Source organism: Halorubrum sp. B53, assembly GCF_059752395.1.
In genome coordinates this window covers 96,668-121,565 of sequence record NZ_MWTH01000005.1, presented here as the reverse complement: position 1 = coordinate 121,565, position 24,898 = coordinate 96,668, and the positions used below count along the sequence as shown (strand labels likewise).

20 protein-coding genes are annotated in these 24,898 nt (G+C 69.6%); 17 read left to right on the top strand and 3 right to left on the bottom strand.

Annotated features, from left to right (window positions below; all coding sequences use genetic code 11):
• The first annotated feature begins 146 nt into the window (after positions 1–146).
• The 14 genes from B4V06_RS04050 to argF all read left to right on the top strand — a co-directional run bounded on the left by B4V06_RS04050 (position 147) and on the right by argF (position 15,927).
• A complete protein-coding gene (locus B4V06_RS04050) occupies positions 147–626 on the top strand; it encodes a histidine kinase (RefSeq protein ID WP_123113491.1) in 480 nt (159 codons plus the stop codon).
• Between the two features lie 89 nt (positions 627–715).
• The gene (trpY, locus tag B4V06_RS04045) at positions 716–1,216 is read left to right on the top strand and encodes a TrpY family transcription regulator (RefSeq protein WP_123113492.1); all 501 of its coding nucleotides are present in this window, start codon (positions 716–718) and stop codon (positions 1,214–1,216) included.
• Positions 1,217–1,369: 153 nt separating this feature from the next.
• On the top strand, positions 1,370–2,401 hold the full coding sequence (gene radA / locus B4V06_RS04040; RefSeq protein WP_123113493.1) for a DNA repair and recombination protein RadA: 1,032 nt from the start codon (positions 1,370–1,372) through the stop codon (positions 2,399–2,401).
• A 558-nt stretch (positions 2,402–2,959) separates the two neighbouring features.
• Complete coding sequence (locus B4V06_RS04035) at positions 2,960–4,627, top strand: ammonium transporter (protein ID WP_123114889.1); 1,668 nt, start codon at positions 2,960–2,962, stop codon at positions 4,625–4,627.
• A 192-nt stretch (positions 4,628–4,819) separates the two neighbouring features.
• Entirely contained in the window at positions 4,820–6,157 is a 1,338-nt protein-coding gene (gene hemL, locus B4V06_RS04030; RefSeq protein ID WP_123113494.1) for a glutamate-1-semialdehyde 2,1-aminomutase, read from the top strand.
• A gap of 377 nt (positions 6,158–6,534) precedes the next feature.
• A complete protein-coding gene (locus tag B4V06_RS04025) occupies positions 6,535–7,770 on the top strand; it encodes an argininosuccinate synthase (RefSeq protein ID WP_498167621.1) in 1,236 nt (411 codons plus the stop codon).
• Positions 7,771–9,294, top strand: a complete 1,524-nt coding sequence (gene argH / locus B4V06_RS04020) for an argininosuccinate lyase (RefSeq protein WP_498167618.1) — start codon at positions 7,771–7,773, stop codon at positions 9,292–9,294. It begins immediately after the preceding gene.
• A 265-nt stretch (positions 9,295–9,559) separates the two neighbouring features.
• Positions 9,560–9,748, top strand: a complete 189-nt coding sequence (gene lysW / locus B4V06_RS04015; protein WP_123113496.1) for a lysine biosynthesis protein LysW — start codon at positions 9,560–9,562, stop codon at positions 9,746–9,748.
• A gap of 41 nt (positions 9,749–9,789) precedes the next feature.
• A complete protein-coding gene (lysX, locus tag B4V06_RS04010) occupies positions 9,790–10,677 on the top strand; it encodes a lysine biosynthesis protein LysX (protein WP_498167615.1) in 888 nt (295 codons plus the stop codon).
• Positions 10,674–11,753 (top strand): N-acetyl-gamma-glutamyl-phosphate reductase, encoded by a 1,080-nt coding sequence (gene argC, locus B4V06_RS04005; protein ID WP_123113497.1) that lies wholly within the window; start codon positions 10,674–10,676, stop codon positions 11,751–11,753. Before lysX ends, argC begins: the two co-directional genes overlap by 4 nt.
• Positions 11,750–12,640 carry an acetylglutamate/acetylaminoadipate kinase gene (locus B4V06_RS04000; RefSeq protein WP_498167611.1) on the top strand — a complete coding sequence of 297 codons (891 nt, stop codon included), beginning with the start codon at positions 11,750–11,752 and terminating at the stop codon, positions 12,638–12,640. Before argC ends, B4V06_RS04000 begins: the two co-directional genes overlap by 4 nt.
• The gene (locus tag B4V06_RS03995; RefSeq protein WP_123113499.1) at positions 12,637–13,764 is read left to right on the top strand and encodes an aspartate aminotransferase family protein; all 1,128 of its coding nucleotides are present in this window, start codon (positions 12,637–12,639) and stop codon (positions 13,762–13,764) included. The genes B4V06_RS04000 and B4V06_RS03995 overlap by 4 nt, the downstream gene beginning before the upstream one ends.
• Complete coding sequence (locus B4V06_RS03990) at positions 13,764–14,951, top strand: [LysW]-lysine hydrolase (RefSeq protein ID WP_123113500.1); 1,188 nt, start codon at positions 13,764–13,766, stop codon at positions 14,949–14,951. Before B4V06_RS03995 ends, B4V06_RS03990 begins: the two co-directional genes overlap by 1 nt.
• Before the next feature lie 76 nt (positions 14,952–15,027).
• Positions 15,028–15,927 carry an ornithine carbamoyltransferase gene (gene argF / locus B4V06_RS03985; protein ID WP_498167607.1) on the top strand — a complete coding sequence of 300 codons (900 nt, stop codon included), beginning with the start codon at positions 15,028–15,030 and terminating at the stop codon, positions 15,925–15,927.
• 39 nt (positions 15,928–15,966) lie between these two features.
• On the opposite strand, the gene B4V06_RS03980 is transcribed toward argF, so the two are convergent.
• Both B4V06_RS03980 and tatC (B4V06_RS03975) read right to left on the bottom strand, forming a co-directional pair.
• Complete coding sequence (locus tag B4V06_RS03980; protein WP_498167604.1) at positions 15,967–16,122, bottom strand: hypothetical protein; 156 nt, start codon at positions 16,120–16,122, stop codon at positions 15,967–15,969.
• Positions 16,123–16,586: 464 nt separating this feature from the next.
• Entirely contained in the window at positions 16,587–17,723 is a 1,137-nt protein-coding gene (gene tatC / locus B4V06_RS03975; protein ID WP_123113503.1) for a twin-arginine translocase subunit TatC, read from the bottom strand.
• A 122-nt stretch (positions 17,724–17,845) separates the two neighbouring features.
• Here tatC (B4V06_RS03975) and tatC (B4V06_RS03970) point away from each other — a divergent pair, with 122 nt between their 5' ends.
• The 3 genes from tatC (B4V06_RS03970) to B4V06_RS03960 all read left to right on the top strand — a co-directional run bounded on the left by tatC (B4V06_RS03970) (position 17,846) and on the right by B4V06_RS03960 (position 23,634).
• Entirely contained in the window at positions 17,846–20,086 is a 2,241-nt protein-coding gene (tatC, locus tag B4V06_RS03970; RefSeq protein ID WP_498167600.1) for a twin-arginine translocase subunit TatC, read from the top strand.
• A gap of 110 nt (positions 20,087–20,196) precedes the next feature.
• Positions 20,197–23,148 carry an excinuclease ABC subunit UvrA gene (gene uvrA / locus B4V06_RS03965; protein WP_123113505.1) on the top strand — a complete coding sequence of 984 codons (2,952 nt, stop codon included), beginning with the start codon at positions 20,197–20,199 and terminating at the stop codon, positions 23,146–23,148.
• Between the two features lie 105 nt (positions 23,149–23,253).
• Positions 23,254–23,634: a RidA family protein gene (locus B4V06_RS03960; protein ID WP_123113506.1), complete on the top strand. Its 381-nt coding sequence runs from the start codon at positions 23,254–23,256 to the stop codon at positions 23,632–23,634.
• Positions 23,635–23,680: 46 nt separating this feature from the next.
• Here the strand turns inward: B4V06_RS03960 and B4V06_RS03955 are convergent.
• Positions 23,681–24,898: MutS-related protein (locus tag B4V06_RS03955; protein ID WP_498167596.1), on the bottom strand; the 1,218-nt coding region annotated here is incomplete at its 5' end.

Sequence of the window (24,898 nt, the reverse complement as noted above, 5' to 3'; positions counted from 1 at the left end):
CGGCGGAAGTGGTTCGGTGAGGCGGCGAGCCGACGGTTCGGGCCGTCTAACTCGTTTCAATACGCATATATAAGCACGGGGTTCGTGCGTCGCCGGTGCATTATACCAGCATATATTACCTGTTTTTGCGCGATGAACGAAGCGTCATGGCGACCGAAACCGCGACCGCGGCGAACGAGGTATCGACCGAGACGGGCGACTGGAAGGCGGGCGTGGCCGGCGGGCTCGCCGGCGGCGTCGTCTTCGGACTCGTGATGACGTACGTGATCCCCGCCCCGCTTTTGGGGGTCGTGATCCCGTCGATGTACGGGCTCGCGCCGCCGGCGGCGCCGTTCGTCGGCTGGGTGATCCACATGGCCCACGGGGCGGTCCTCGGCGTCGGCTTCGCCGCGCTCGTCGGACTGAAGCCCTCGATCGGCGAGAACACGGGCGCGGCCCTCGGCGCCGGCGCGGCCTACGGGCTGGCCGTCTGGGTCGGGCTCGCCGTGATCGTGATGCCGATCTGGCTCTCCGCGGTCGGTTCCCCCGCGAACCCGCCGCTTCCCAACGTCAGCGCGCTGAGCGCCATCGGCCACCTCGCGTACGGAGCCGTGCTCGGCGGGGCGTACGTCGGGCTGGCGGACTGAGGCCGCTCGGCCGCGCGCGAGTTCGCCTCGTCCCCCGGCGCGACGCACCGTCATTTATACCGACAGGCCGTCACCGCCAGTAGTAACGAATGTTCGACGAGATCCTCGAGAAGTTCGAGGGGTCACCGAGCCAGCAGGCCGTCATCCGGCTGTTCTTAGAGCGCGGCTTCTCCGTCAACGAGGAGGGCCGCGTCGTCTCCGGCGGGATCGAGATCCCCTACACCGGAATCGCGCGCGAGCTCGACGTCGACCGGCGGGTGGTCGACTCGACGACGGACGCCATCCTGGAGGACCCCGAGCTGAAGCGCATCTTCACCAACATCTCGTCGGTGCCGAGCCTCATGGACCTGGCGCCGGTCCTCGATCTCACGGTCCTCACTATCGAGGTCGCCGCCGCCGACGAGGCCGGGATCGTCGCCGAGGTGACCGGGATCTTGGCCGATCACGGGGTCTCGATCCGGCAGGTGCTGAGCGAGGACCCCGAGTTCACCGACGACCCGAAGCTGTACGTGATCACCGACGCGGAGCTGGCGGGGGAGCTGCTCGTCGAGATCCGCGACCTGGAGTACGTCCGTCGCGTGGGGTTCTGACGGACCAGTTTCGCCGGCGGAACGGCGGGGCGTTTCGACGCGGACGCTTATATACGGAGCCGACGCACTGCTGAGCGCGTCGCAGGGCCCCGTTTCACTTTCACTCGGGTGTAAACCAGTCTTTATACCGGATGGCGAACAAGGGTCGTGTACATGCCTGAAGACGAACTCGAGGACCTCCCCGGAGTCGGCCCAGCGACCGCGGACAAGCTCGTCGAGAACGGGTTCGAGAGCTACCAGTCGATCGCCGTCGCCAGTCCCGGCGAGATGTCGAACACCGCGGACATCGGCGAGTCGTCCGCCAGCGACATCATCAACGCCGCCCGCGAGGCCGCCGACGTCGGCGGCTTCGAGACGGGCGCGACCGTGCTCGAGCGCCGCGAGGAGATCGGGAAGCTCTCCTGGCAGATCGACGAGGTCGACGACCTGCTCGGCGGCGGCATCGAGACGCAGTCGATCACCGAGGTGTACGGCGAGTTCGGGTCCGGGAAGTCGCAGGTGACCCACCAGATGGCCGTCAACGTCCAGCTCTCGGAGGAGAACGGCGGGCTGGAGGGCGGCTGCATCTTCGTCGACTCCGAGGACACGTTCCGCCCGGAGCGGATCGACGACATGGTCCGCGGGCTCGACGACGAGATCCTCGCCGACGAGATGGAGCGGCGCGAGATCGAGGGCACTCCGAGCGACGAGGAGGCGATGGAGGAGCTCGTTGCGGCGTTCTTAGACCAGATCCACGTCGCGAAGGCGTTTAACTCCAACCACCAGATCCTGCTCGCGGAGAAGGCGAAGGAGCTGGCGGGCGAACACGAGGAGAGCGAGTGGCCGATCCGGATCGTCTGCGTCGACTCGCTGACCGCCCACTTCCGCGCCGAGTACGTCGGCCGGGGCGAGCTCGCTGACCGGCAACAGAAGCTCAACAAGCACCTCCACGACCTGATGCGGATCGGCGACCTGTTCAACACCGCCATCCTCGTCACCAACCAGGTCGCGTCGAACCCCGACTCCTACTTCGGCGACCCGACCCAGGCGATCGGCGGCAACATCCTCGGTCACGCCTCCACCTTCCGGATGTACCTCCGGAAGTCGAAGGGCGACAAGCGGATCGTCCGGCTCGTCGACGCACCGAACCTCGCCGACGGCGAGGCCGTGATGCGCGTGCAGGGCGAGGGACTGAAGCCGGAGTAGCCGGGTCGGACCCCCGTAATCGACGCCGTCGACTTCCGATCCGAACGCGAACGAGCGGCTCGACGCCCGGATCGCGTCCGGGACCGCAGATCCGGTTGACGAACGTAAATTTTCTCCCGGAAAGCCGAGAACGGCCGATCTCGGCCGTATACCGCCGCAACGCGGGATCCGGCCGCTAACAGGCGTGGCAAGATTCGCCAGCAGCCACCGCGCCCGGCGCCGCGCGACCCGAGATCGGTCGATCCGGGAGGTACTGACAACTTACTTACAAAACGTCCGTCCGGTTTGATCGCAAGGATTGCGGAATCTTCCTCAGAAATATGTCCTTATACACCATGTATCCGTCCTTATATCGGACATCCGCGGTATTATCAAATCTACTTTTTGTGAAACTCAACTCTAACGTTTATATATTCTTGTTCCCCGCTGTCGAAACGTGATTCAGCACATGAACACGAACGAAATGCGCGATTCGAAGGACGTATGTTTAGTTGAGGTGGTCGGAGCGTGACGACCGGCCTCGTCGCGACGGTCGATCCGAGCACGTTCGCGTCCGCGATGAACGGGACGTGGATCCTCATGGTGACGTTCCTGATTTTCTTCATGCACGCGGGCTTCGCCATGCTCGAAGCCGGGCAGGTGCGCTCGAAGAACGTCGCCAACCAGCTGACGAAGAACCTCCTGACGTGGAGCGTCGGAGTGACGGTGTTCTTCCTGATCGGGACGGCGTTCACCAGCGTGATGAGCGGCTCCGGCGGCCCCGTCTCCGCGGCCGGGACGCTGTTCTCCGGCGGCGAGCTCGCCGTCGAGTCCGGCGCGGTCGGCCCGTACGTCAACTGGCTCTACGGCGCAGTGTTCGCCATGACGGCCGCGACCATCGTGTCCGGCGCTGTCGCCGGCCGCGCGAAGCTCCGCGCGTACGTCACCTACACGTTCCTGCTGGCCGCCGTGATCTACCCGATGGTCATCGCGTTCACCTGGTCGGCCTCGGGCGACGGGCTCGTCGCGCAGCTGACCGGCACCGCGTTCCACGACTTCGCCGGCGGGATGATCGTCCACGGCATGGGCGGCATCGCGGGGCTCACCGCGGCCGCCGTCCTCGGTCCGCGGATGGACCGCTACGCGGAGGACGGCTCGACGAACGTCATCCCCGGCCACTCGCTGACCTTCGCCGTCCTCGGGACGCTCATCCTGGCGTTCGGCTGGTACGGCTTCAACGTCGGGACGGCCTCCGTGGTCAGCGGCGGGATGTTCAACACGCTGACCGTCAACCTCGTCGCGATGGGGACGACGATCGCGATGGCGGCCGGCGGGATCGGCGCCGCCCTCGTCGTGTGGCTGAAGACCGGCAAGGTCGACACGCTCTACGTCGCCAACGGCCTGCTCGCCGGACTGGTCGGCATCACCGCGATTCCGGACACCACGGCGTGGTGGGGCGCCTTAGTCGTCGGCGGCCTCGCCGGCGCGCAGCTCCCGATCGTCTTCGAGTTCGTCTCGGACACGCTCAAGATCGACGACGTCTGCGCGGTGTTCCCGGTCCACGGCAGTGCCGGCGTGCTGGGGACGCTGCTGTTCCCGTTCGTCGCCGCCCCGGGCGCTCTGAGTAGCAGTATCGGTGCCCACTTCATCGCCCAGCTGACCGGCGTCGTCATCATCGGCGGCTGGACGCTCACCGCGACCGCGGCCGTCTGGTACGTCCTCAAGGTGAGCGGCGAGGCGCGCGTCACCGCGGAGCACGAACAGGAGGGCCTCGACATCTCCGAGCACGGCGTCGAGACCTACCCCGAGTTCGGCGGCGACCGCGTCGCGACCGACGGCGGTCCGTCCGTCGTCGACACCACCGAGGGCTCCCCGCGCGCCGACGGCGGCGAGGAGGCGGGCTCGCAGATCAAGATGGTCACCGCGGTCGTCCGCCCCGACAAGCTCGGGGCCATCAAGCAGTCGCTCGCGGAGATCAACGCGCCCTCGCTCACCGTGACGAACGTCTCCGGCCGCGGGAGCCAGCCCGCGAAGAAGGGCCAGTGGCGCGGCGAGGAGTTCACGGTCGACCTCCACCAGAAGGTGAAAGTCGAGGTCGTCGTCGCCGACATCCCGGCCGACGAGGTCGCGGACGCGATCGCCGACGCCGCGAAGACCGGCGAGCCCGGCGACGGCAAGGTGTTCATCATGCCGGTCGAGGACGCGCTGCAGGTCCGCACCGGCACGACCGGCCCGGAGGCCGTGTAAGTCGGCGCGGGCACCGACGACCGAGCTCTCGGAGCACCGGACGACCGATCTCGACGCGAGATTTTTCCGTGACGCCGCGGCGCCGAGCCGCAGTGCTCGTCGGCACAGGACCCGGAGCGAACCCCGGCGATCAGACGACGGTCTCGCCGCCGGTCGGCAACTACTTTCACCCCTCCGGCCCAACCGCTGGGCATGAACCACGAGCGCTCCCGCGGGCTGTACGACCGCGCGCTGTCGGTGATGCCCGGCGGGGTCAACTCCTCCGTCCGGGCGACGATGCCGCACCCCTTCTTCGTCGAGCGCGGGGACGGCGGCCACGTCATCGACGCCGACGGCAACCGGTACGTCGACTGGGTGATGGGGTACGGCCCGCTGCTGTACGGCCACGACCTGCCCGACCCGGTCGAGGCGGCGGTCCAGTCGCACGTCGCGGAGGGGCCGATGTACGGCGCGCCGACCGAGATCGAGGTCGAGTACGCCGAGTTCGTGGCGCGCCACGTCCCGAGCGTCGAGTCGATCCGGTTCGTCAACTCGGGGACGGAGGCGACTGTGTCCGCGGTGCGGCTGGCGCGCGGTCACACCGACCGCGACAAGATCGTCGTCATGCAGGGGGGTTACCACGGCGCGCAGGAGTCGACGCTCGTCGAGGGGTCGCCGGGGGACGCGCACCCGTCGACGGCCGGGATCCCCGAGGAGTTCGCCGAGCACACCCTCCCGATCCCGTTCAACGACCCGGAGGCCGCAAAAGCGGTGTTCGAGGAGCACGGCGACGAGATCGCCGCCGTCCTCGTCGAGCCGATCCTCGCCAACATGGGGATCGTGATGCCCGTGGACGGCTACCACGAGACGCTCCGGGAGCTGTGTGACGACCACGGCGCCCTCCTGGTCTTCGACGAGGTGATCACCGGGTTCCGCGTCGGCGGCCTCGGCTGCGCGCAGTCGAAGTTCGGCGTCACGCCCGACGTCACCACCTTCGGGAAGATCATCGGCGGCGGGTTCCCGGTCGGCGCGATCGGCGGGCGGGCGGATATCATCGAGGAGTTCACGCCCGCCGGCGACGTGTTCCAGTCCGGCACCTTCTCGGGACACCCGGTGACGATGGCGGCCGGGAAGGCCGGACTGGAGTACGCCGCCGAGAACGACGTGTACGAGCACGTCAACCGTCTCGGGCGGAAGCTCCGCGAGGGGATGGCCGAGATCTGCGCGGAGCGCGCGCCGGAGTACACCGTCGTCGGCACCGACTCGATGTTCAAGACGGTCTTCACGCGTGACGCGCCCGACGACTCGGACGCCTGCTGCGCCGGCGGCTGTCGGCAGGACCCCGACTGCGCCCGGTACGACAGCTGTCCGAAGACGGGCGCCGACGTCGCCGACGCCGCCACCGACCGCTGGGAGCGGGTGTTCTGGCAGGAGATGAAAGAGCGGGGCGTGTTCCTCACCGCGAACCAGTTCGAGTGCCAGTTCACCTCGTACGCGCACACGGAGGAGGACGTTGAGCGGACGCTGGAGGCGTATCGGGAAGCGATCTGAGCGACGCCGACGATCGCTTATAACCGATCATCCGGTAAAACGCGGAATCGAGAGGGGGTCACAGCGCCGTTGCGGAATGTTTTTATACCGAAACTCGGGTAGGTACAGGTGATGAACGCGGAGGCTCGTCTCGACGCCGCCCTTTTCCGAGGCCGACGAGCCCCGCGACCGCGACGAGGCGTCCGACCGCCGCGACCGGCTTCCGGCGCGGCGCGACGACGGGCCCCCTCGGGCCAGTAATCTTCATTCCCTCGTCGCGTTCGCGCCGTTTCGTCTCGTAGAGTGACAGCTACGTCCTCCGCGAGCGTCGCCGCCGCCGTTTTTATGCAATATCTAAAGCGGTGAATTTAAGGGGTAGAGTCCATTTTACACCGGTAATGGCAACCGTTGCACTCGCGTTCAGTGGGGGACTCGACACCACAGTCTGCGTGCCGCTGTTGAAAGAGGAGTACGGCTACGACGAGGTCATCGGCGTCAACGTCGACGTCGGGCAGCCGACCGAGGAGTTCGACGAGGCGGAGGAGACCGCCGACGCCCTCGGGCTCGACCTCCACGTCGTCGACGCGAAAGCGGAGTTCGCGGAGCTGTGTTTCGACGCGGTGAAGACGAACGCGACGTACCAGGGCTACCCGCTCGGGACCGCGCTCGCGCGCCCCGTCATCGCCGAGGCGATCCTCGGCGTCGCCGAGGAGCAGGGCTGTGACGCCATCGCGCACGGCTGCACGGGGAAGGGGAACGACCAGCTCCGGTTCGAGGCCGTCTGGCGCGGCTCCGACCTCGAAGTCATCGCGCCCGTCCGCGAGCTCGGGCTCACCCGCGAGTGGGAGATCGACTACGCCGCCGAGAAGGACCTGCCCGTCGAGGCCGGCGACGGCGGCGTCTGGTCCATCGACGAGAACATCTGGTCGCGCGCGGTCGAGGGCGGCAAGCTGGAGGACCCGAACTACGAGCCGCCGGAGGACATCTACGAGTGGACCGCCGAGCCCGAGGGCGAGACCACCATCGAGGTGACCTTCGAGGCGGGCGTCCCGGTCGCCGTCGACGGCGAGGCGATGGACCCCGTCCCGCTCATCCAGCACCTCAACGAGTACGCCGGCGGCTACGGCATCGGCCGCACCGACGTGATGGAGGACCGCATGCTCGGGCTGAAGGTGCGCGAGAACTACGAGCACCCGGCCGCGACCGTCCTGCTGACGGCCCACCAGGCGCTCGAGGACCTCGTCTTGACCAAGAACGAGCGCTCGTTCAAGAAGGGGATCGAGCAGGAGTGGTCCGAGAAGGCGTACCAGGGGCTCGTGTTCGCCCCCGTCGTCGACGCGCTGAACGCGTTCGTCGACGAGACCCAGGACGTGGTGACCGGCACCGCGACCGTGAAGGTCTCCGGCGGCAACTGCCGCGTCGTCGCCCGCGACTCCGAGTACGCCGTCTACTCCGAGGAGATGGCCTCGTTCAACACCGAGGACGTCGCCGGCATCGCGCAGGAGGACGCCACGGGCGTCGCGAAGTACCACGGGCTCCAGGAGCGCCTCGCCAACGACGTGAAGGCGGCGGTGTCGAAGCCCGAACTGGCCACGGACGGGAGCGGAACCGACGACGAGACCGACGAGGAGTAGATGACCGACGACGACCCCGGTACGGGGGCGGACGCCGATGCGAGCGCGGGCGACGAGCCCGCTGAGAGCGGCACCGCCGTGCGCCGCGACCGCTTCAGCGGGGGCCCCGCCCGCGAGTTCCTGTCGAGCCTCGCGGCCGACGCGGCCATCTTCGAGGCCGACCTCGCGGTCGACCGCGCGCACACGGTGATGCTCGCCGAACGGGGGATCGTCGACGGCGCGGTCGCGGGCGAGATCCTCGCGGCGCTCGACGACGTGGAGGCCGCCGGCCACGGCGACCTGTCCGACGGCGAGGACGTCCACGAGGCGATCGAGACGGCCGTCATCGACCGGATCGGTCCGGACGGCGGGCGGATGCACACCGCCCGCTCGCGCAACGACGAGGTGGCGACCTGCATCCGGTACCGGCTGCGCGAGGACCTGCTCGCGGCCGCCGAGGCCACGGTTGCACTCCGCGAGGCGCTCGTGGAGGTCGCAAGCGAGCACACGGAGACCGTGATGCCCGGCTACACGCACCTCCAGCCGGCTCAGCCGACGACGGTCGCGCACTACCTGCTGTCGTACGAGGGCGGAGTCGCCCGCGACACGGAGCGCCTGCTCGACGCGTACGACCGGGTCAACCGGTCGCCGCTCGGCGCAGCGGCGTTCGCGGGGACGCCGTTCGACATCGATCGCGACCGCACCGCGGCGCTGCTCGGGTTCGACGGGACGGTCCGGAACTCGACGGACGCGGCGTCGGCGCGCGACTTCCTCGCGGAGGGCGCGACCGCGTGCGCCACGCTCGCGACGACGCTGTCGGGGCTCGCGGAGGACCTCATCCTCTTCTCGAACAAGGGGTTCGTGGAGCTGTCGGACGCGTACGCCTCCACCTCCTCGATCATGCCCCAGAAGAAGAACCCGGACACGCTGGAGCTGACCCGCGGCGTCGCCGGTGACGCGATCGGCGAGGCGACGGGCACGCTGAGTCTGCTCAAGGGGCTCCCCCGCGCGTACAACCGCGACCTCCAGCGCGCCCACGCGGGCGTGTTCGAGATCGCGGGCGACGTGCGGGAGGCGACCGAGGTCGCCGCCGGCGCGGTCGCGACCGCCGACTGGGACGAGGCGACGCTTGCGGCCGCCGCGGGCGACGGGTTCTCGACGGCGACGGGCGTCGCCGACCTGCTCGCGATGGGCGGGATGCCGTTCCGGACGGCCCACGAGATCGTCGCGACGGCCGCGGAGGCGGTCGAGGACGACGATTCGCCGGCCGCGGCGGCCGCAAAAGTTGACGAGGCCGCTCGGAACGTGACGGGCGAGCCCCTCTCCGCGTACGTGAGCCGCGGAGACGTAGAGTCGGCGCTCGACCCGGCCGCCAGCGTGGCGAGCCGCGACTCCGCCGGGGGACCGGCCCCCGAGGCGGTCACCGGCGAGCTCGACGCCGTCGAGGCCCGGATCGGCGCGGACGACGAGGCGCTGACGGCGGCGCGCGACGCGCTCGCCGCCGCGAGCGAGGCGCTGGACGCGGAGGTCGAGAGCTATGTCTGAGCCGCGACCGCGCGGCGGTCGCCCGCTCGATCGGCACCGGTCGAACCGACGTCGGTCCGGTCGATGTCGACCCGATCGACGTCGGCCCGACCGACGTCGACGACCGTCCCCGTAAGGGGGACACAATTACTACCGGGATCTGACATCCGATCTCGATACGGCGCGATTTCGTCGAACTGCTTCCGTTAGCGGCCGATCCGTTTTATGTAAACTACCCAACAAGTTCGAAGCCTTTATGACCGTTCGTGGCCGAGTGCTTGGTACGATGACGAGCGACACCGACACGCTGCTGGCAGAGGACCCGATCACGGGCGAGGAGATCGAGCTTCCGGCCGACGTCGAGGTCGGCGAGATCATCGACAGCCCGGTCACCGGGACCGAGCTGGAGGTCATCTCGCTGGACCCCGTCACGCTGGAGGAGGCGCCCGAGCTCGAGGAGGACTGGGGCGAGTAGATGGCGACCACCGCCACGACCGCGACTCGCGAGTGGTCGACATGCACGTAGGGATCCTCTACTCCCGGATCCGGAAAGACGAGAAGCTCCTGCTCAACGAGCTCCGCGACCGCGGCCACGAGGTCGAGAAGATCGACGTCCGCAAGGAGCGGTTCGGCCTGGAGTCGACGACGGCGGACGTCGAGGACCTCGATCTCGTCGTCGACCGCTGCCTGTCGACGAGCCGGTCGCTGTACGCGACGCGGTTCCTCGACAGCTACGGCGTTCCGGTGGTGAACGCCCCGGAGACGGGCGACGTCTGCGCCGACAAGGCGAAGAACTCTCTCGCGCTCGCGAACGCCGACATTCCGACCCCGGCGACCGAGGTCTCGTTCACCAAGGAGGCCGCGCTGGAGGCGATCGAGTCGTTCGGCTACCCCTGCGTGCTCAAGCCGGTCGTCGGCTCGTGGGGTCGGCTGATGGCGAAGATCGACACCCGGGACGCGGCCGAGGCGATCTTAGAGCACAAGGAGACGCTCGGCCACTACGAGCACAAGGTGTTCTACGTGCAGGAGTTCGTCGACAAGCCCGGCCGCGACATCCGCGCGCTGGCGGTCGACGGCGAGCCGATCGCCGCGATGACGCGCACCTCCGACCACTGGCTCACGAACGCCGCGAAGGGCGGCGAGACGGAGTCGTTCGAGCTCGACGACCGGGCGAGAGAGCTGGTCGAGCGCGCCTCCGACGCGGTCGGCGGCGGCATGCTCGGCGTCGACCTGATGGAGGTGGGCGGCACCGACTCCGGCGAGTACACCGTCCACGAGGTGAACCACACGGTCGAGTTCAAGGCGCTCGACTCGGCCACCGATGTCGACGTTCCGGCGAGGGTCGTCGACTGGCTGGAGGCGAAGGTGGAGAACGCTGACGACGCCGCGGAGGCGCACACATGAGCGCCGACGACACGGGCGACGACGCGACGCCCGCGGAGACGTACACCGCCAGCGTCGTCGGCGGCACCGGCTTCACCGGCGGCGAACTGTTGCGGATCCTCGCCGGTCACCCCGCGTTCGACGTGGTGCAGGCCACGTCGCGGTCGGCCGACAACATGACGGTCGGCCGGTCGCACCCGAACCTGCGCGGGCTCGACCTGCGCTTCTCCGACCCCGACGACCTGGAGTCTGTCGACGTCCTCTTCTCGGCGACGCCGCACGGCGTCTCGATGGGGCGGGTCGACGAGTACTTCGAGGTCGCCGACACGGTCGTCGACCTCTCGGCGGACTTCCGGCTGCCCGAGGCCGACGCCTACGACGAGTGGTACGACGGCCACGAGTCGCCGGAGTACTTAGAGCGCGCGGAGTACGCGCTCCCCGAGATCAACCGCGAGAATCTCCCCGGCGCCGACCTGATCGCCGGCGGGGGCTGCAACGCGACGGCGACGATCCTCGGACTGAAGCCGCTCGTGGACGCCGGCGCGCTCGGCCCCGACGCGGGCGAGGTCGTCGTCGACGTGAAGGTCGGCTCCTCGGAGGGCGGCGCCGGCGGCGGCGCGGCCTCCTCGCACCCGGAGCGTTCGGGCGTCGTGCGCCCGTACGCCCCGACCGGGCACCGCCACGAGGCGGAGATCGAGGCGTACCTCGGGCTCGACGTCTCCTTCACGGTGCACGCGGTCGACATGGTGCGCGGCGCGAGCGCGACCTGCCACGTCTTCCCCGACGAGCCCGTCTCGAAGGGGGACCTGTGGAAAGCGTACCGCGGCGCGTACGCCGACGAGCCGTTCATGCGGATCGTCTCCGGCGGGGGCGGCGTCTACCGCTACCCCGAGCCGAAGTCGGTCGCCGGCACGAACCACGGCGAGGTCGGCTTCGAGCTCGACCCCGGCAACCGCCGGGTGGTCGTCTTCTCGGCCATCGACAACATGACCAAGGGATCGGCCGGACAGGCGGTCCACGCGGCGAACGTCGCGCTCGGGCTGCCCGAGACCGCCGGGCTCGAATTCCAGGGACTCCACCCGGTGGGATCGCCATGAGCGGAGACGAGCCCGCCGACGAGCCCCCGGTCGTCGTCAAGATCGGCGGCGCGAAGGCGGTCGACCCGGCCGGCGCGGTCGGCGACGTCGCTCGCCTCGTCGCCGATGGGCGCGAGGTCGTCGTCGTCCACGGCGGCTCGACTGTCGTCGACGAGACGATCGAGCGGCTCGGCATGGAGCCGGAGTACGTCGAGTCCGCCTCCGGCGTCACGGGGCGGTTCACCGACGCCGAGGCGATGGAGGCGTTCACGATGGCGATGGCCGGCAAGCTCAACACCGAGCTGACGGCGCTGTTCCGCGAGGCCGGCGTCGACGCGGTCGGCCTCTCCGGCGTCGACGGCGGGCTCCTCTCGGGGCCCCGCAAGTCGGCGGTCCGCGTGGTCGAGGACGGCAAGAAGAAGATCCGCCGCGGCGAACACTCCGGGCGGATCGAATCGGTGAACGCCGACCTCCTCTCCGGGCTGCTCGACGACGGCTACACGCCCGTCGTCTCGCCCCCCATGGAGGGGAAGGAGAGCGACGGCGGCGTCACGCCGGTCAACGCGGACGCCGACCGGGCGGCCGCCGCGGTCGCCGGCGCGCTCGGCGCCGACCTCGTGCTCCTCACGGACGTGGCGGGCGTCTACGCCGACCCGGACGACCCCGACACGCGCATCGAGTCGGCGGCGACGCCCGACGGGCTCGCGGCGGTCGAGGACGCCGCCGAGGGGTTCATGAGCAAGAAGGTGATGGCCGCGAAAGAGGCGCTCTCGGGCGGCTCCGGGCGCGTCGTCGTCGCCGACGCCAACGTCGGCGACCCCATCGTCGCCGCGCTCGGCGGCGAGGGGACGACCATGATGCGCTCTGCAGTTGCAGAACAGGCCGAGACCGGAGGTGAGACGGCGTGAGCGGCTTCGTCTTCTCCGAGAAGCCGATCGAGATCGCCTCCGGTGACGGCGTCCACGTCACGGACACCAACGGGACCGGATACCTCGACTTCGGCGCGAGCTACGCCTGCACGCCCGTCGGCCACTGTCACCCCGAGGTCGTCGACGCCGCGACGAGCCAGCTGGAGGAGCTCATGTACGTGCAGGCGTCGTACCCGCACGCGGCGCGGACGGCGCTGTACGAGCGGCTCTCCGAGGCCGGCCCGGTCGACGTCGACAACGTCTGGCTCTGTAACTCCGGCACGGAGGCCAACGAGGCCGCGCTGAAGTTCGCCCGGCACGCGACGGGCCGTGAGAAGATCGTCGCGACGACGCAGGGGTTCCACGGCCGGACGATGGGCGCGCTCGCGACCACTTGGAAGCAGAAGTACAAGGAGGGGTTCGAGCCGCTCGCGGGCGGCGTGGAGTTCGTCGAGTACGGCGACGCCGACGCGATGCGCGAGGCCGTCGACGACGAGACCGCGGCGGTGATCCTCGAACCCTTGCAGGGCGAGGGCGGGATCAACCCCGTCGACACCGAGTACCTGCAGGCGGTTCGCGTCGCGACGGCGACGTCGGGCGCGGCGATGATACTGGACGAGATCCAGACCGGGCTCGGCCGCACGGGGTCGCTGTGGGCGGCCGACAAGCACGACGTGGTCCCGGACGTCCTCACGACCGCGAAGGGGCTCGGCAGCGGGCTCCCGATCGGCGCGACGCTGTGTCGCGACTGGATCGCCGAGGACGCCGGCAATCACGGCTCGACGTTCTCGGGGGGTCCCGTGGTGTCGGCTGCCGCGGGCGCCACGCTCGACGTCATCGAGCGCGAGGGGCTCCCGAGCCACGCCGCCGAGGTCGGCGCGTACCTCCGCGGGCAGATCGAGGAGCGCCTCGGCGACGACGTCCGCGACGTGCGCGGCGACGGCCTGATGATCGGGGTCGAGGTGAAGCGCGGCTCGAACCGCCTGCTGCGCGACCTCGCGATCGATCACCAGATCCTCGCGCTGCCGGCGGGTCGGACCGTGCTGCGCCTGCTCCCGCCGCTGACGATAGAGCGCGAGCACGCCGATAGGGTCGTCGACGCCCTCGCGGAGGTGATCGGGTGATGGCGACCGGGAAGGGACGCGAGAGCGACGCGGAGCCGGAGGCCGAGGACGCGGCGGCCGAGCAGTCCGCTGGCGATGTCGTCGCCGGCGGCGGCTACCCCGCGGCCTGCGACACGCCCGCCCGGAAGCTGCTGTACGACATGGTGTCGATCCCCTCGCCGTCGGGCGAGGAGGAGCGGGCGGCCGAGCGGCTCGTCGACTTCTTCGAGGCGAACGGCCGGGAGGCGTGGGTCGACGAGGTCGGGAACGTCCGCGCGCCGGCCGACGACGCCGTCCTCCTGACCTCGCACGTCGACACGGTCCCGGGCGACATCCCGGTCGAGGTGCGGTCGGCGCCCCCCGAGGGAGAGCTGCCCGAACCGTCCGACGTCCGCGTCGGCGAGCCCGGCGAGCCCGTGCTGTGGGGTCGCGGGGCGGTCGACGCGACGGGACCGCTGGTCTCGATGGCGGTCGCGGCGGTGAAGACGGGCGTCTCCTTCGCGGGCGTCGTCCGCGAGGAGGTCGACTCCGGCGGCGCGCGCCACCTCATCGGCGACCGCGACGCGCCGGACGCGGTGATCAACGGCGAGCCCTCCGGCTGGACCGGGATCACCCTCGGCTACCGCGGCCTGCTGGAGGGGACGTACGTGAACACGAGCGAGTCGGGCCACTCCTCGCGGCCGGAGCCGAACGCGATCCAGCACGCGATCGACTGGTGGCACGGCGTCGAGGAGGCGTTCACCCCCGAGGACCCGGAGACCGCGGTGTTCGACCAGGTGACGACGAAGCCCATCTCGATCGACGGCGGGCTGAGCGACGACGGGCTCGCCGTGGAGACGACGATGGACGTCCAGCTGCGGGTCCCGCCGTCTCGCCCGGTCGACGAGATCCACGAGCTCGCGGAGGCGGAGCTCTCGACCGGGTCGGTGCACTGGGGCGACCCGATGCCCCCCGTGATGGAGAGCCCCCGGACCGGCCTGGCGCGGGCGTTCCGCGTCGCGATCCGCGGCGCCGGCGGCGACGTGCGCCTGCTCCGGAAGACCGGAACGAGCGACATGAACCTCTTCGCGGCCGCGTGGGACTGCCCGATGGTCACCTACGGCCCCGGGAACTCCGATCTGGACCACGCGCCCGACGAGCGGCTCCCGCTCTCCGAGCTGGACCGCGCCGTGAGCGTCCTGACCGACGTCTGTCGCGAGCGACTGTAGCGTCCCGTCCCGTCACCGACCCGCAACGCATCTGTTTTCGAACGACACCACGAACCACACCAACACACCACACACGATGCCACTCGCCACCGACGACTTCCTCGACATCGACGACGTGACGCCCGCCGAACTGGACGCGCTGCTCGACCGCGCCGCCGCGATGAAGGCGGGCGAGACCGACCCCCGACTGAGCGACGCGACGCTCGGGATGATCTTCGAGAAGCCCTCGACGCGCACCCGGGTCTCCTTCGAGACGGGGATGACGCGGCTCGGCGGCCACGCGATGTTCCTCGGCCCCGACGACATCCAACTGGGCCACGGAGAGCCGCTGAAGGACACCGCGCGCGTGCTCGGCCGGTACGTCGACGGCGTGATGGCCCGGCTGTTCGACCACGCCGACGTCGAGACGCTCGCCGAGTACGCCGACTGCCCCGTCATCAACGGGCTCACGGACGAGGCGCACCCGTGCCAGACGCTCGCCGACCTGCTCACCATCCGCGAGACGGTCGGCGAGGACGCCACGGTCGCGTGGGTCGGCGACGGCAACAACGTCGGGCAGTCGTTCGTCGTCGGCGCGGCGATGGCCGGCGTCGACGTGCAGGTCGCCACCCCCGCCGACTACGGGATGGACCCCGCCGTCTTCGACCGCGCCGCCGAGTTCGGCGCGGACGTGGCGCCGACGACGGACCCAGAGACCGCGATCGAGGGCGCCGACGTCGTCTACACCGACGTGTGGATCTCGATGGGGCAGGAAGACCAGCGCGAGGAGAAGCTCGCCGCCTTCGACGGGTTTCAGGTGAACGCGGACCTGCTCGCCGACACCGACGCGAAGGTGATGCACTGCCTGCCCGCGCACCGCGGCGAGGAGGTCACCGACGACGTACTCGAATCCGACCGCGCCCTCGTCTGGGACCAGGCCGAAAACCGGATGCACGCGCAGAACGCGCTGCTCGTCGAACTGCTCGGCGGGGCGTGAGGGCACCGCGGGCGGGACCGATCCGGAACCGCCGCGACCTCACCGACGGTTCGGCGGCTCGCGGTCGTCCATAAGAAAGACGCTGTCCTGATTCGGGTCGAAATACACCTCCAGCGCGCGGAGGGCACCCACGTCCGCCGCGATCGCGGCGAACACGAACGAGATCGCGGCCGGAACGACGAGACCGAGGACCATCCCGAGCCGATCGCTCCCTCCGGACTAATGCGTATCGGCGGCGCGGCGGCGCGTGCCTGCGAGCGGCCGGAGCGAAGCGGAGGCCGCGAGTCGCACGCGCGAGGGAGTCGGCCGACCGAAGGGAGGCCGACGAGGCTGGGGAGGTGTGAGGTGCGGTTGCGGTGCGGTCCGGGTGGGACTCAAAGGGGCAGTCGCGAGGGCGACGTAGGCGACGCAAGCACCGCAGGGAGCGAACGCAGTGTGCGACCGAGGAGCACAGCGAGCGTACGTCGCCCTCGCGACTGGGGCTTTGGAGGGGTTCGTCGCCGATCCGCGGTCAACTATTTATAAACGAGCGGCTGGGGATTTGGCGGAGTCCGTCGCGGATCCACCGGCAACGGTTTATAAACGAGCGGCTGGGGCTTCGGAAGCGTTCACCGGCACTCCGCGGTCGACCACTTATAAACAACCGACGGAGACCGGATCTAGTTCCCGGTCCAGCGCAGGATCGCCAGCGTCCCCTCGTACAGGACGATCATCGTGAGCGTCACGATGATGGGCGCCATCCCGGTCGGGTCGGGGCTGAAGAGGAACGCGATCCCGAGGAACGCCCCCCAGAACAGCAGGCGCTTCGCCTCCAGCCACTGGCGGGTGACGAGGTTCATCATGATCGCGAGCATGATGAACAGCGGGATCTGGAAGACGATCGCCATGAACGCGAGCATGATGACGATCAGGTTGAACGTCTCCGCGAGCCCGAAGGCGATCGTCGCGGCGTCGGAGGTGTAGGTGGTGAAGTACGAGAAGATCGCGGGCAACACGAGGAAGTGGGCGAACGCGATGCCGATGCCGCCGAGCACGAGGCTCGTCGGGACCGCCGCGAGGTAGTAGCGCCGCTCGTTCTCGTAGAGCCCGGGCTTCATGAACCGGTAGGTCTGGTAGACGAACGCCGGGAGTCCCACGACGACGCCCGCGAGCCCGGCGACCTTCAGCCGGGTGAGCGGGAGTTCGAGGGGCCCGTACAGCCGCGGGCGATTCATCGTCGGCTCGGGGATGTGGTAGCTCCAGAAGTAGTTGATCAGCTCCGTCGACTCCGTCACCACGACGAGCGTCGCGAGCCCGCCGAAGAGGAAGACGACCGCGAGCCGCCGCATCATCTCCTCGATGTGGGCCGCGAGCGGCATCTCCTCGTCCGACTCGGGCGCCTCTAACCCCTCGAAGGAGTCGTCGGTCGTGCCGTCGTCCGCGATCGTCGCGTCCTCGACGGTTCCGGCGGCCGCGTCCTCGGCCGTCGCCGGCGTCCCGCCGTCGCCGAGGCTCTCGGTCGACTCGCCCTCGGCCGGTGCGCTCGGGTCGCTGTCGTCCGGTACCCTCGGATCGTCGTCAGCGTCGCCGTCCCCGCCGTCGTCCGCGGAAGAAGCCTCGGCGGCCTCGTCGTCGGCGACGTCGCCGACTTCGGGCGTGACCTCCGGCGACACCTCGGAGTCGACGGAGTCGGTGCCGACGGAGTCCGGCTCGTCCCCATCCGCGTCGGTGCCGCCGCCGTCGCTGGCGGCGTCGTCGGCGACCGAGTCGTCCTCGGGGGCCGATGGCTCGTCGCGGGACCGGTCCGAGTCGTCCATTCACTTCACGTTCGCAACCGGGCGACTATAGGCCTTTTCGGATAGAGCCGAGAGGAACCGGGTGCCGCACCGCACGCGACGGGTAGAAAAGGTTGATAACGGGGACGGACTTCCACTCCCCTATGGCGAGTGCCCTCGACGAGGATACCCAGCAGTCGCTCGCGGAGGGACGCGAGTCGGCGAAGGCGTTCCTCCGGTCGATCCAGAAAGACCTCCAAAAGGTGTTCGTCGTCTTCCTGCTGGGATTCCTCGCGACGTTCTGGGCGCTCCGTATGTACGTCTGGGAGTTCCTCTACACCGTCACGAAGTCGAACATGTCTCCCGCGGTCGCCGCCGAGGCCGACGTCATCGCGACCACCCCGTTCGAGGTGATCCTCCTGCAGGCGAAGATCGGGCTGATCGTCGGCGCGATCGTCGCGATTCCGCCCCTGATCTACGTCTCGCGCGACGAGCTCCGCGCCCGCGGCGCGTGGCCGCAGTCGCCGATCCCGCGCTGGAAGCTCGCGGGGGTCGGACTCCTCGGCGGCGGCCTGTTCACCGTCGGCGTCGGCTACGGGATCTACGCGTTCTTCCCGATCATGTTCTCCTTCCTGGCCGGCTTCGGGCTGGAGGCCGGGATCCAGCCCACCTACTCCATCGTCATGTGGACGGAGTTCATCGTCTTCCTCTCGCTTTCCTTCGGGCTCGCCGGGCAGATGCCCCTCCTCATCACCGGGCTCTCGTACTCGGGAATCGTTCAGTACGAGACGTTCCGCGACAAGTGGCGCTACGCGGTCGTCGCCATCTTCGTCTTCGGCGCGGTGTTCTCGCCGCCGGACCCGTTCACACAGCTGATGTGGGCGTTCCCGCTGATCGCCTTGTACGGCTTCAGCCTCTACCTCGCGAAGCTCGTCGTGACGGCCCAGCGGAGCTCCGACCGCATCGACGTGCTCGGCGCGGTCCGGAACCACTGGAACGTCGTCGGCGGCGCGGCCGTCCTCGGCGGCGGGCTCGTGTACGCCTTCTACGAGTACGGCGGCCGGACCGCGTTCAACGACCTCCTCCGGCTGGCCAACAGCGACTGGCGGTTCCTCGAGCCGGGCGCCGGCCTGGGCGTCGACCCCGCGACCGCCGCCGGGATATACGCCGCCGTGTGGGCGCTGGCGTTCGTCGCCGTCGCGACGCTGTGGGCCGTTTACGCCGACCTCGACACGACGAGCGCGGGGTACCAGTACGGCGACCCGGCGGCCATCGACGTGAGCGAGCTCGACGCCGCCGGCGTGCGGGCCGCCCCCGACGACGCCTTCGCGGAGATGGGCGAGGAGGAGTCGCTCGCGCTCGCGCAGGCCGCGATCGACGACGACGATCCGGAACGGGCGCAGGCGATCCTCGACCGCTTCGACGAGGTGAACGAGGGCGGCGACGGAGCGGCCGGAAGCGAGGACGGCGACGGAACCGGTGACGCGGGCGCGAGCGGCTCCGGCGGGTCCGGCGGCGCGGGCGACCAGGGCGGGCTGATGGGCACGATGCAGGACCGGACCTCCCGCGCGAGCTCGACGTTCCTCTCCGAGCTCACCGACGGCGAGGAGGAGGCGGCCGAGGACGACATCGGCGGCTACTACACGGACGTCAAGTTCATCTTCGACTCGCTGCGGTCGCGGTCGTTCCGGCTCGTCGCCGTCTTCGGCGCCGTGATGGCGGCCGCGTTCACGTGGCTGTACCTCGGGGGGCTGGCGACGGTGCGAAACGACCTCGAACGGCGCGTCCCGGCGGAGATCGAGGGCGGGATTAACATCATCACGCTCCACCCCGTCGAGGCGCTGATCTTCATGGTGAAGTTCTCGATCCTGCTCGGGATCGTCGCGGTGTTCCCGGTCGTGCTCTACTACGCGTGGCCGGCCCTGCGCGAGCGCGGCTTCGTCGCCGGGCGGGTCACCCAGGTGTACCTCTGGACGGGCGCGCTGTTCGGCGGGCTGATCGGCGGCTTCGCGCTCGGCTACGCCTACGTCGCGCCGGGGCTCATCGGCTGGCTCGTGACCGACGCGCGGCTCGCGGACATGATCATCACCTACCAGGTGAGCGACTTCCTCTGGCTCGTCATCTACACGACGATCGGGCTCGGGTTCCTCGCGGACATCCCGATCGCCATGGTCCTCCTGAACAACGCCGGCGTCCCGTACGACGTGTTCCGGACCCGCTGGCGCGAAGTCACCGTCGGGATCATGCTGTTCGCCGCCGTGTTCACCCCCGCGGACGTGATCACGATGCTCCTCGCGACGCTCCCGCTGATGGCGGCGTACGGGGTCGGCGTCGGCCTCCTGTTCCTCGTCACGTTCGGCGGGCGTCGGAACCTCTCACCGCCCTCGAAGGTCATCGGGCGCTGAAGGGATCGGGCGCTGAGGGAACGGCGCTGAGGGGATCGGACGACCGGCGGCGGTGATTCCCCCGGGGGACCGACGAGTATTCCCGCGCGCGCACGCTATGAGCGGACGAAATGAGCAAGGACTACATCGAGGTCCGCGGCGCCGAGGAACACAACCTCAAGGACCTCGACGTCCGGATCCCGCGCGAGGAGTTCACCGTCGTCACCGGGCTCTCCGGGTCGGGGAAGTCGTCGCTCGCGTTCGACACGGTGTACGCCGAGGGGCAGCGCCGGTACATCGAGTCGCTGTCGGCGTACGCCCGTAACTTCCTCGGGCAGATGGACAAGCCGCAGGTGGAGGCCGTCGAGGGGCTCTCGCCCGCGATCTCCATCGACCAGAAGAACGCCGCGAACAACCCCCGCTCGACCGTGGGAACCGTCACCGAGCTACACGACTACCTCCGGCTGCTGTACGCCCGGATCGGTACCCAGTACGACCCCGTCACCGGCGAGGAGGTGGGCGAGCAGTCCGCCCAGGACATGGTGAAACAGATCCTCGAACTGCCCGAGGGGACCCGCGCGAAGATCGCCGCGCCGGTCGTGCGCGACCAGAAGGGCGCCTTCGAGGAGCTGTTCGAGGAGCTGGTCTCGGACGGGTACGCCCGCGTCGAGGTCGACGGCGAGCCCGTCGACCTGACGCTCGACGACCCCGAGCTCGACCAGAACTACGACCACACGATCGACGTGATCGTCGACCGCGTGACCGTCTCGCCCGACGCCCGCTCGCGGATCACCGACTCCGTCGAGACCGCCTTGGAGGAGGCCGGCGGCGCGCTCAAGCTGATCGTCCCGGACCCGCCCGAAGACGTCCCGTTCGCCTCCAACACCCGATCGACCGGGTCGCTCGCTGAGGACGCCGACGGCGACGACCGACTGATAGTGGAGTTCTCCGAGGAGCTCGGCAACCCCAACTCCGACTTCCAGTTCTCCGAGATCGAGACGCGCTCGTTCTCCTTCAACAGCCCGTACGGCGCCTGTTCCGAGTGCGAGGGGATCGGCTCCACCAAGGAGGTCGACGAGGACCTCGTAATCTCTGACCCCTCCAAACCGCTCAAGCACGTGTTCGAGCCGTGGAGCTACGACCGCACCTACTACTCCCGCCAGCTCGACAACGTCGCCGACCACTTCGGCGTCTCGCTGGAGACGCCCTTCGAGGAGCTCGACGAGGCGATTCGGCGGCAGTTCCTCTACGGCACCGACGACCTCGTCCACTTCGAGTGGACCACCAAGAACGGCACCCGCGAGAAGACGGAGCGGTTCGAGGGCGTCATCCCGAACCTGGAGCGCCGTCACGTCGAGACCGACTCCGAGCGCGCCCGCGACCACATCGAGGAGTTCATGGCCGTCACCACGTGCCCGGAGTGCGAGGGCACCCGCCTCAAAGAGCAGTCGCGGCACGTCCTCGTCGACGGCACGCCGATCACCGAGGTGAACCGGATGTCGATCGCCGACGCCCGCGCGCACTTCGAGGGGATGGAGGCGCGGCTCGGTGAGCGCGACACGACGATCGCCGAGGAGATTTTAAAAGAGATCCGCGCGCGGCTCGGCTTCATGGAGGAGGTCGGCTTAGAGTACCTCACGCTCGACCGCGAGGCGTCGACGCTCTCGGGCGGCGAGAGCCAGCGCATCCGGCTCGCGACCCAGGTCGGCTCCGGGCTCGTCGGCGTGCTGTACGTGCTCGACGAGCCGTCGATCGGGCTCCACCAGCGCGACAACGACCGTCTGCTCGACACGCTCACCGGACTTCGGGACCTCGGCAACACCCTCGTCGTCGTCGAGCACGACGAGGAGACGATGCGCCGGGCCGACGAGATCATCGACATGGGACCCGGCCCCGGCAAGCGCGGCGGCGAGGTGGTCGCGCAGGGCGACTTCGACGACATCGTCGCGGCCGACGAGTCGGTAACCGCCGACTACCTCGCGGGCCGCAGGGAGATCCCGGTCCCCGAGGAGCGCCGCGAGCCGGACGGCGAGCTGACGGTGCGGGGCGCCCGCCAGCACAACCTCACGGACCTCGACGTGTCGATCCCCCTCGGCACGCTGACGACCGTCACGGGCGTCTCCGGCTCCGGGAAGTCGACGCTGGTCCACGACGTTCTTTATAAGGGCCTCGCCCGGAAGATGAACGACAACACCTCGGTCGACCCCGGCGAGCACGACGCGATCGAGGGGACCGAGGGGATCGAGACGGTGCGACTCATCGACCAGTCGCCGATCGGCCGGACGCCCCGGTCGAACCCCGCGACGTACACGGACGTGTTCGACTACGTCCGCGAGCTGTTCGCGGAGACCAAGCTCGCGAAGCGCCGCGGCTACGAGAAGGGCCGCTTCTCGTTCAACGTGAAGGGCGGGCGCTGCGAGGAGTGCGGCGGGCAGGGGACCGTGAAGATCGAGATGAACTTCCTCTCGGACGTGTACGTCCCCTGCGAGCAGTGCGGCGGGGCCCGGTACAACGACGAGACGCTCGACGTCACTTATAAGGGCGCGACCATCTCGGACGTGCTCGACATGAGCGTCGACGAGGCGTACGACTTCTTCGAGAGCCACCAGGGGCTCCAGCGCCGCCTGAAGCTCTTAAAGGATGTGGGGCTCGGCTACATGGAGCTCGGCCAGCCTTCCACCACGCTCTCCGGCGGCGAGGCCCAGCGCGTGAAGCTCGCCGAGGAGCTCGGGAAGAAGGCGACGGGCGACACCCTCTACCTGCTCGACGAGCCGACGACGGGGCTCCACAAGGAGGACGAGCGCAAGCTGATCGACGTGCTCCACCGCCTCGTCGACGGCGGCAACACCGTGGTCGTCATCGAGCACGAGCTCGACTTGGTGAAGAACGCCGACCGCATCGTCGACCTCGGCCCCGAGGGCGGCGAGGGCGGCGGCGAGCTCGTCGCCAGCGGGACGCCGGAGGAAGTCGCCCGCGAGGAGGATTCGCACACCGGGCGGTACCTGCGCGACCTGCTCCCCGACGTCGACATCACGGGGCCGCGCGACGACCGCCGGAAGCCCGCGGCCGCGGACGACGACTGAGGGGCGTCGGCCGCGCGGGGCGTCCTGCTCGTGGTACGTGTCGAGGCGACCCGCGCCCGTGAGCGACCCGCACCTTGATACCCCGGCACGCCGTCGCTCCGAGCGATGCGAGAGATAACGACAGACGACGTGCCGGAGGCCCTCGGACCGTACTCGCAGGGGATCGTCTCGGGTGACACGGTCCACGTCTCGGGGAAGACGGGCGTAGACCCCGACACCGGCGAGGCGCCCGACTCCGTGGCCGCACAGACGACGCAGACGCTCGAAAACGTCGCCGCGATACTGGAGGCGGCCGGGACGAGCCCGGACGCGATCGTGTCGGCGACCGTCTACCTCACCGACATGGACGACTACGACGCGGTCAACGAGGCGTACCGGGCGTTCCTCTCGGAGCCGTACCCGGCGCGGACCTGCGTGGAGGTGTCGCGGCTCCCCGCGCCGCTCGACGTCGAGATCACGGTCACGGCCGAGCGCGACGCCGACTGAGGGCGGCGGCTGGGACCGGGAGAGCCGCCGACGGGGCGCCCCCGTCTCAGAACTTCTCCAGTAAGTCCCCGTAGAACTCCGTGTCGCGGTCGCCGGCGAGCTTCTCGACGATGAGCTCCGGCGTCGACCGCGCGAGGTGACCCTTCCGCGGCGACCGGTTCACCCGCAGCTCGCCGTCGACGAGCCCCTCGGCCTCGATGCCGTCGACGGCGACGTCGAAGTCGGCCGCGTCGCGGATCTCGCGGGCGAGGTGGGAGACGAAGACTGCCGTCGCGTCCTGCCCGTCGAGCGCCTCGAGGATGCCCGCGATGATCTTCGCGGAGGCGCCGGGCTCGGTGATAGACTCCAGCTCGTCGACCAACACGAGCCGACCGTCCGCGCCCTCGACGAGGTCGCCGAAGTCGCGGAGGGTCGCCTCGAACGCGCCCGCGTCGAGGGTGCCCTGCGATTTGGCGTAGTAGTGGACCTCCTCGAAGCGTTCGACCGTCGCCGACGCGGCGGGGACGGGCATCCCCATCTGCGCGAGCACGACGACCAAGGCGACCAAATCGAGCGTCGAGGTCTTCCCGCCGGAGTTGACGCCGGAGAGCAGCGTCGCGCCGGAGACGGCGTAGTCGACCGGCTCGGCGTCGGCGAAGTCGACGTCGAGGAGGGGAGAGCGCCCGCCCTCGATGCGGAAGCCCGAGTCGGGCGATCCGGGGTCGACCACCTCGGGCATGACGCAGTCGAAGTCGTCGGCGAACCGCGCGATCGCGAGCTCCACGTCAAGCTCGAGGGCGTCCCGGACGAGCGTCTCCACCGGCTCGCGGAGGTCGCCGAGGTCGCTCGCGAGCTCGGCCTTCAGCCGGGCGGCCCGCCGGTCGCGCGCGGCCGAGAGCTCGGTCTTGAGCCGCGAGACGGCGCCCTCGTCGTGGTCGACCGGGAACGAGGGGTCGCCGCCGAAGACGCGGTCGGCGAGCTCCGCCTCCTCGGGCTCCAAGCGAAGTGCGTCGGCGAGGTGCTCGCGGGCGCGGGCCATCGCCTCGTCGTACTCGTCGGCGAGCTCGCGGTCAAGAAGCGAGTCGACGCGGGCGCCCTGCTCAACTAAGGAGAGGAAGTCGGTCCCCTCGATGGTCACGTCGCGCTCGCGGATCGCCTCCCGGAGGCGGTCGTCGGCGACCGACTCCGCGGTCGACACCGCGGCGTCGAGGTCGTCGACGGCGGCGGTCAGGCGGGTCAGCTCCTCGTCGCCGACGATCGTCCCGTCGTCGTCGAGCCGCGCGAG

Bases quoted from the DNA above. Each gene is read 5' to 3' on its own strand.
- B4V06_RS04035 (WP_123114889.1), top strand. From the start codon at position 2,960: ATGAACGGGACGTGGATCCTCATGGTGACGTTCCTGATTTTCTTCATG.
- B4V06_RS03990 (WP_123113500.1), top strand. From the start codon at position 13,764: ATGGCGACCGGGAAGGGACGCGAGAGCGACGCGGAGCCGGAGGCCGAG.
- lysW (WP_123113496.1), top strand. From the start codon at position 9,560: ATGACGAGCGACACCGACACGCTGCTGGCAGAGGACCCGATCACGGGC.
- trpY (WP_123113492.1), top strand. From the start codon at position 716: ATGTTCGACGAGATCCTCGAGAAGTTCGAGGGGTCACCGAGCCAGCAG.
- tatC (WP_123113503.1), bottom strand. From the start codon at position 17,723: ATGGACGACTCGGACCGGTCCCGCGACGAGCCATCGGCCCCCGAGGAC.
- lysX (WP_498167615.1), top strand. From the start codon at position 9,790: ATGCACGTAGGGATCCTCTACTCCCGGATCCGGAAAGACGAGAAGCTC.
- B4V06_RS04025 (WP_498167621.1), top strand. From the start codon at position 6,535: ATGGCAACCGTTGCACTCGCGTTCAGTGGGGGACTCGACACCACAGTC.
- B4V06_RS04000 (WP_498167611.1), top strand. From the start codon at position 11,750: ATGAGCGGAGACGAGCCCGCCGACGAGCCCCCGGTCGTCGTCAAGATC.
- tatC (WP_498167600.1), top strand. From the start codon at position 17,846: ATGGCGAGTGCCCTCGACGAGGATACCCAGCAGTCGCTCGCGGAGGGA.
- radA (WP_123113493.1), top strand. From the start codon at position 1,370: ATGCCTGAAGACGAACTCGAGGACCTCCCCGGAGTCGGCCCAGCGACC.
- B4V06_RS04050 (WP_123113491.1), top strand. From the start codon at position 147: ATGGCGACCGAAACCGCGACCGCGGCGAACGAGGTATCGACCGAGACG.
- uvrA (WP_123113505.1), top strand. From the start codon at position 20,197: ATGAGCAAGGACTACATCGAGGTCCGCGGCGCCGAGGAACACAACCTC.
- B4V06_RS03980 (WP_498167604.1), bottom strand. From the start codon at position 16,122: ATGGTCCTCGGTCTCGTCGTTCCGGCCGCGATCTCGTTCGTGTTCGCC.
- argF (WP_498167607.1), top strand. From the start codon at position 15,028: ATGCCACTCGCCACCGACGACTTCCTCGACATCGACGACGTGACGCCC.
- B4V06_RS03960 (WP_123113506.1), top strand. From the start codon at position 23,254: ATGCGAGAGATAACGACAGACGACGTGCCGGAGGCCCTCGGACCGTAC.
- argH (WP_498167618.1), top strand. From the start codon at position 7,771: ATGACCGACGACGACCCCGGTACGGGGGCGGACGCCGATGCGAGCGCG.
- hemL (WP_123113494.1), top strand. From the start codon at position 4,820: ATGAACCACGAGCGCTCCCGCGGGCTGTACGACCGCGCGCTGTCGGTG.
- argC (WP_123113497.1), top strand. From the start codon at position 10,674: ATGAGCGCCGACGACACGGGCGACGACGCGACGCCCGCGGAGACGTAC.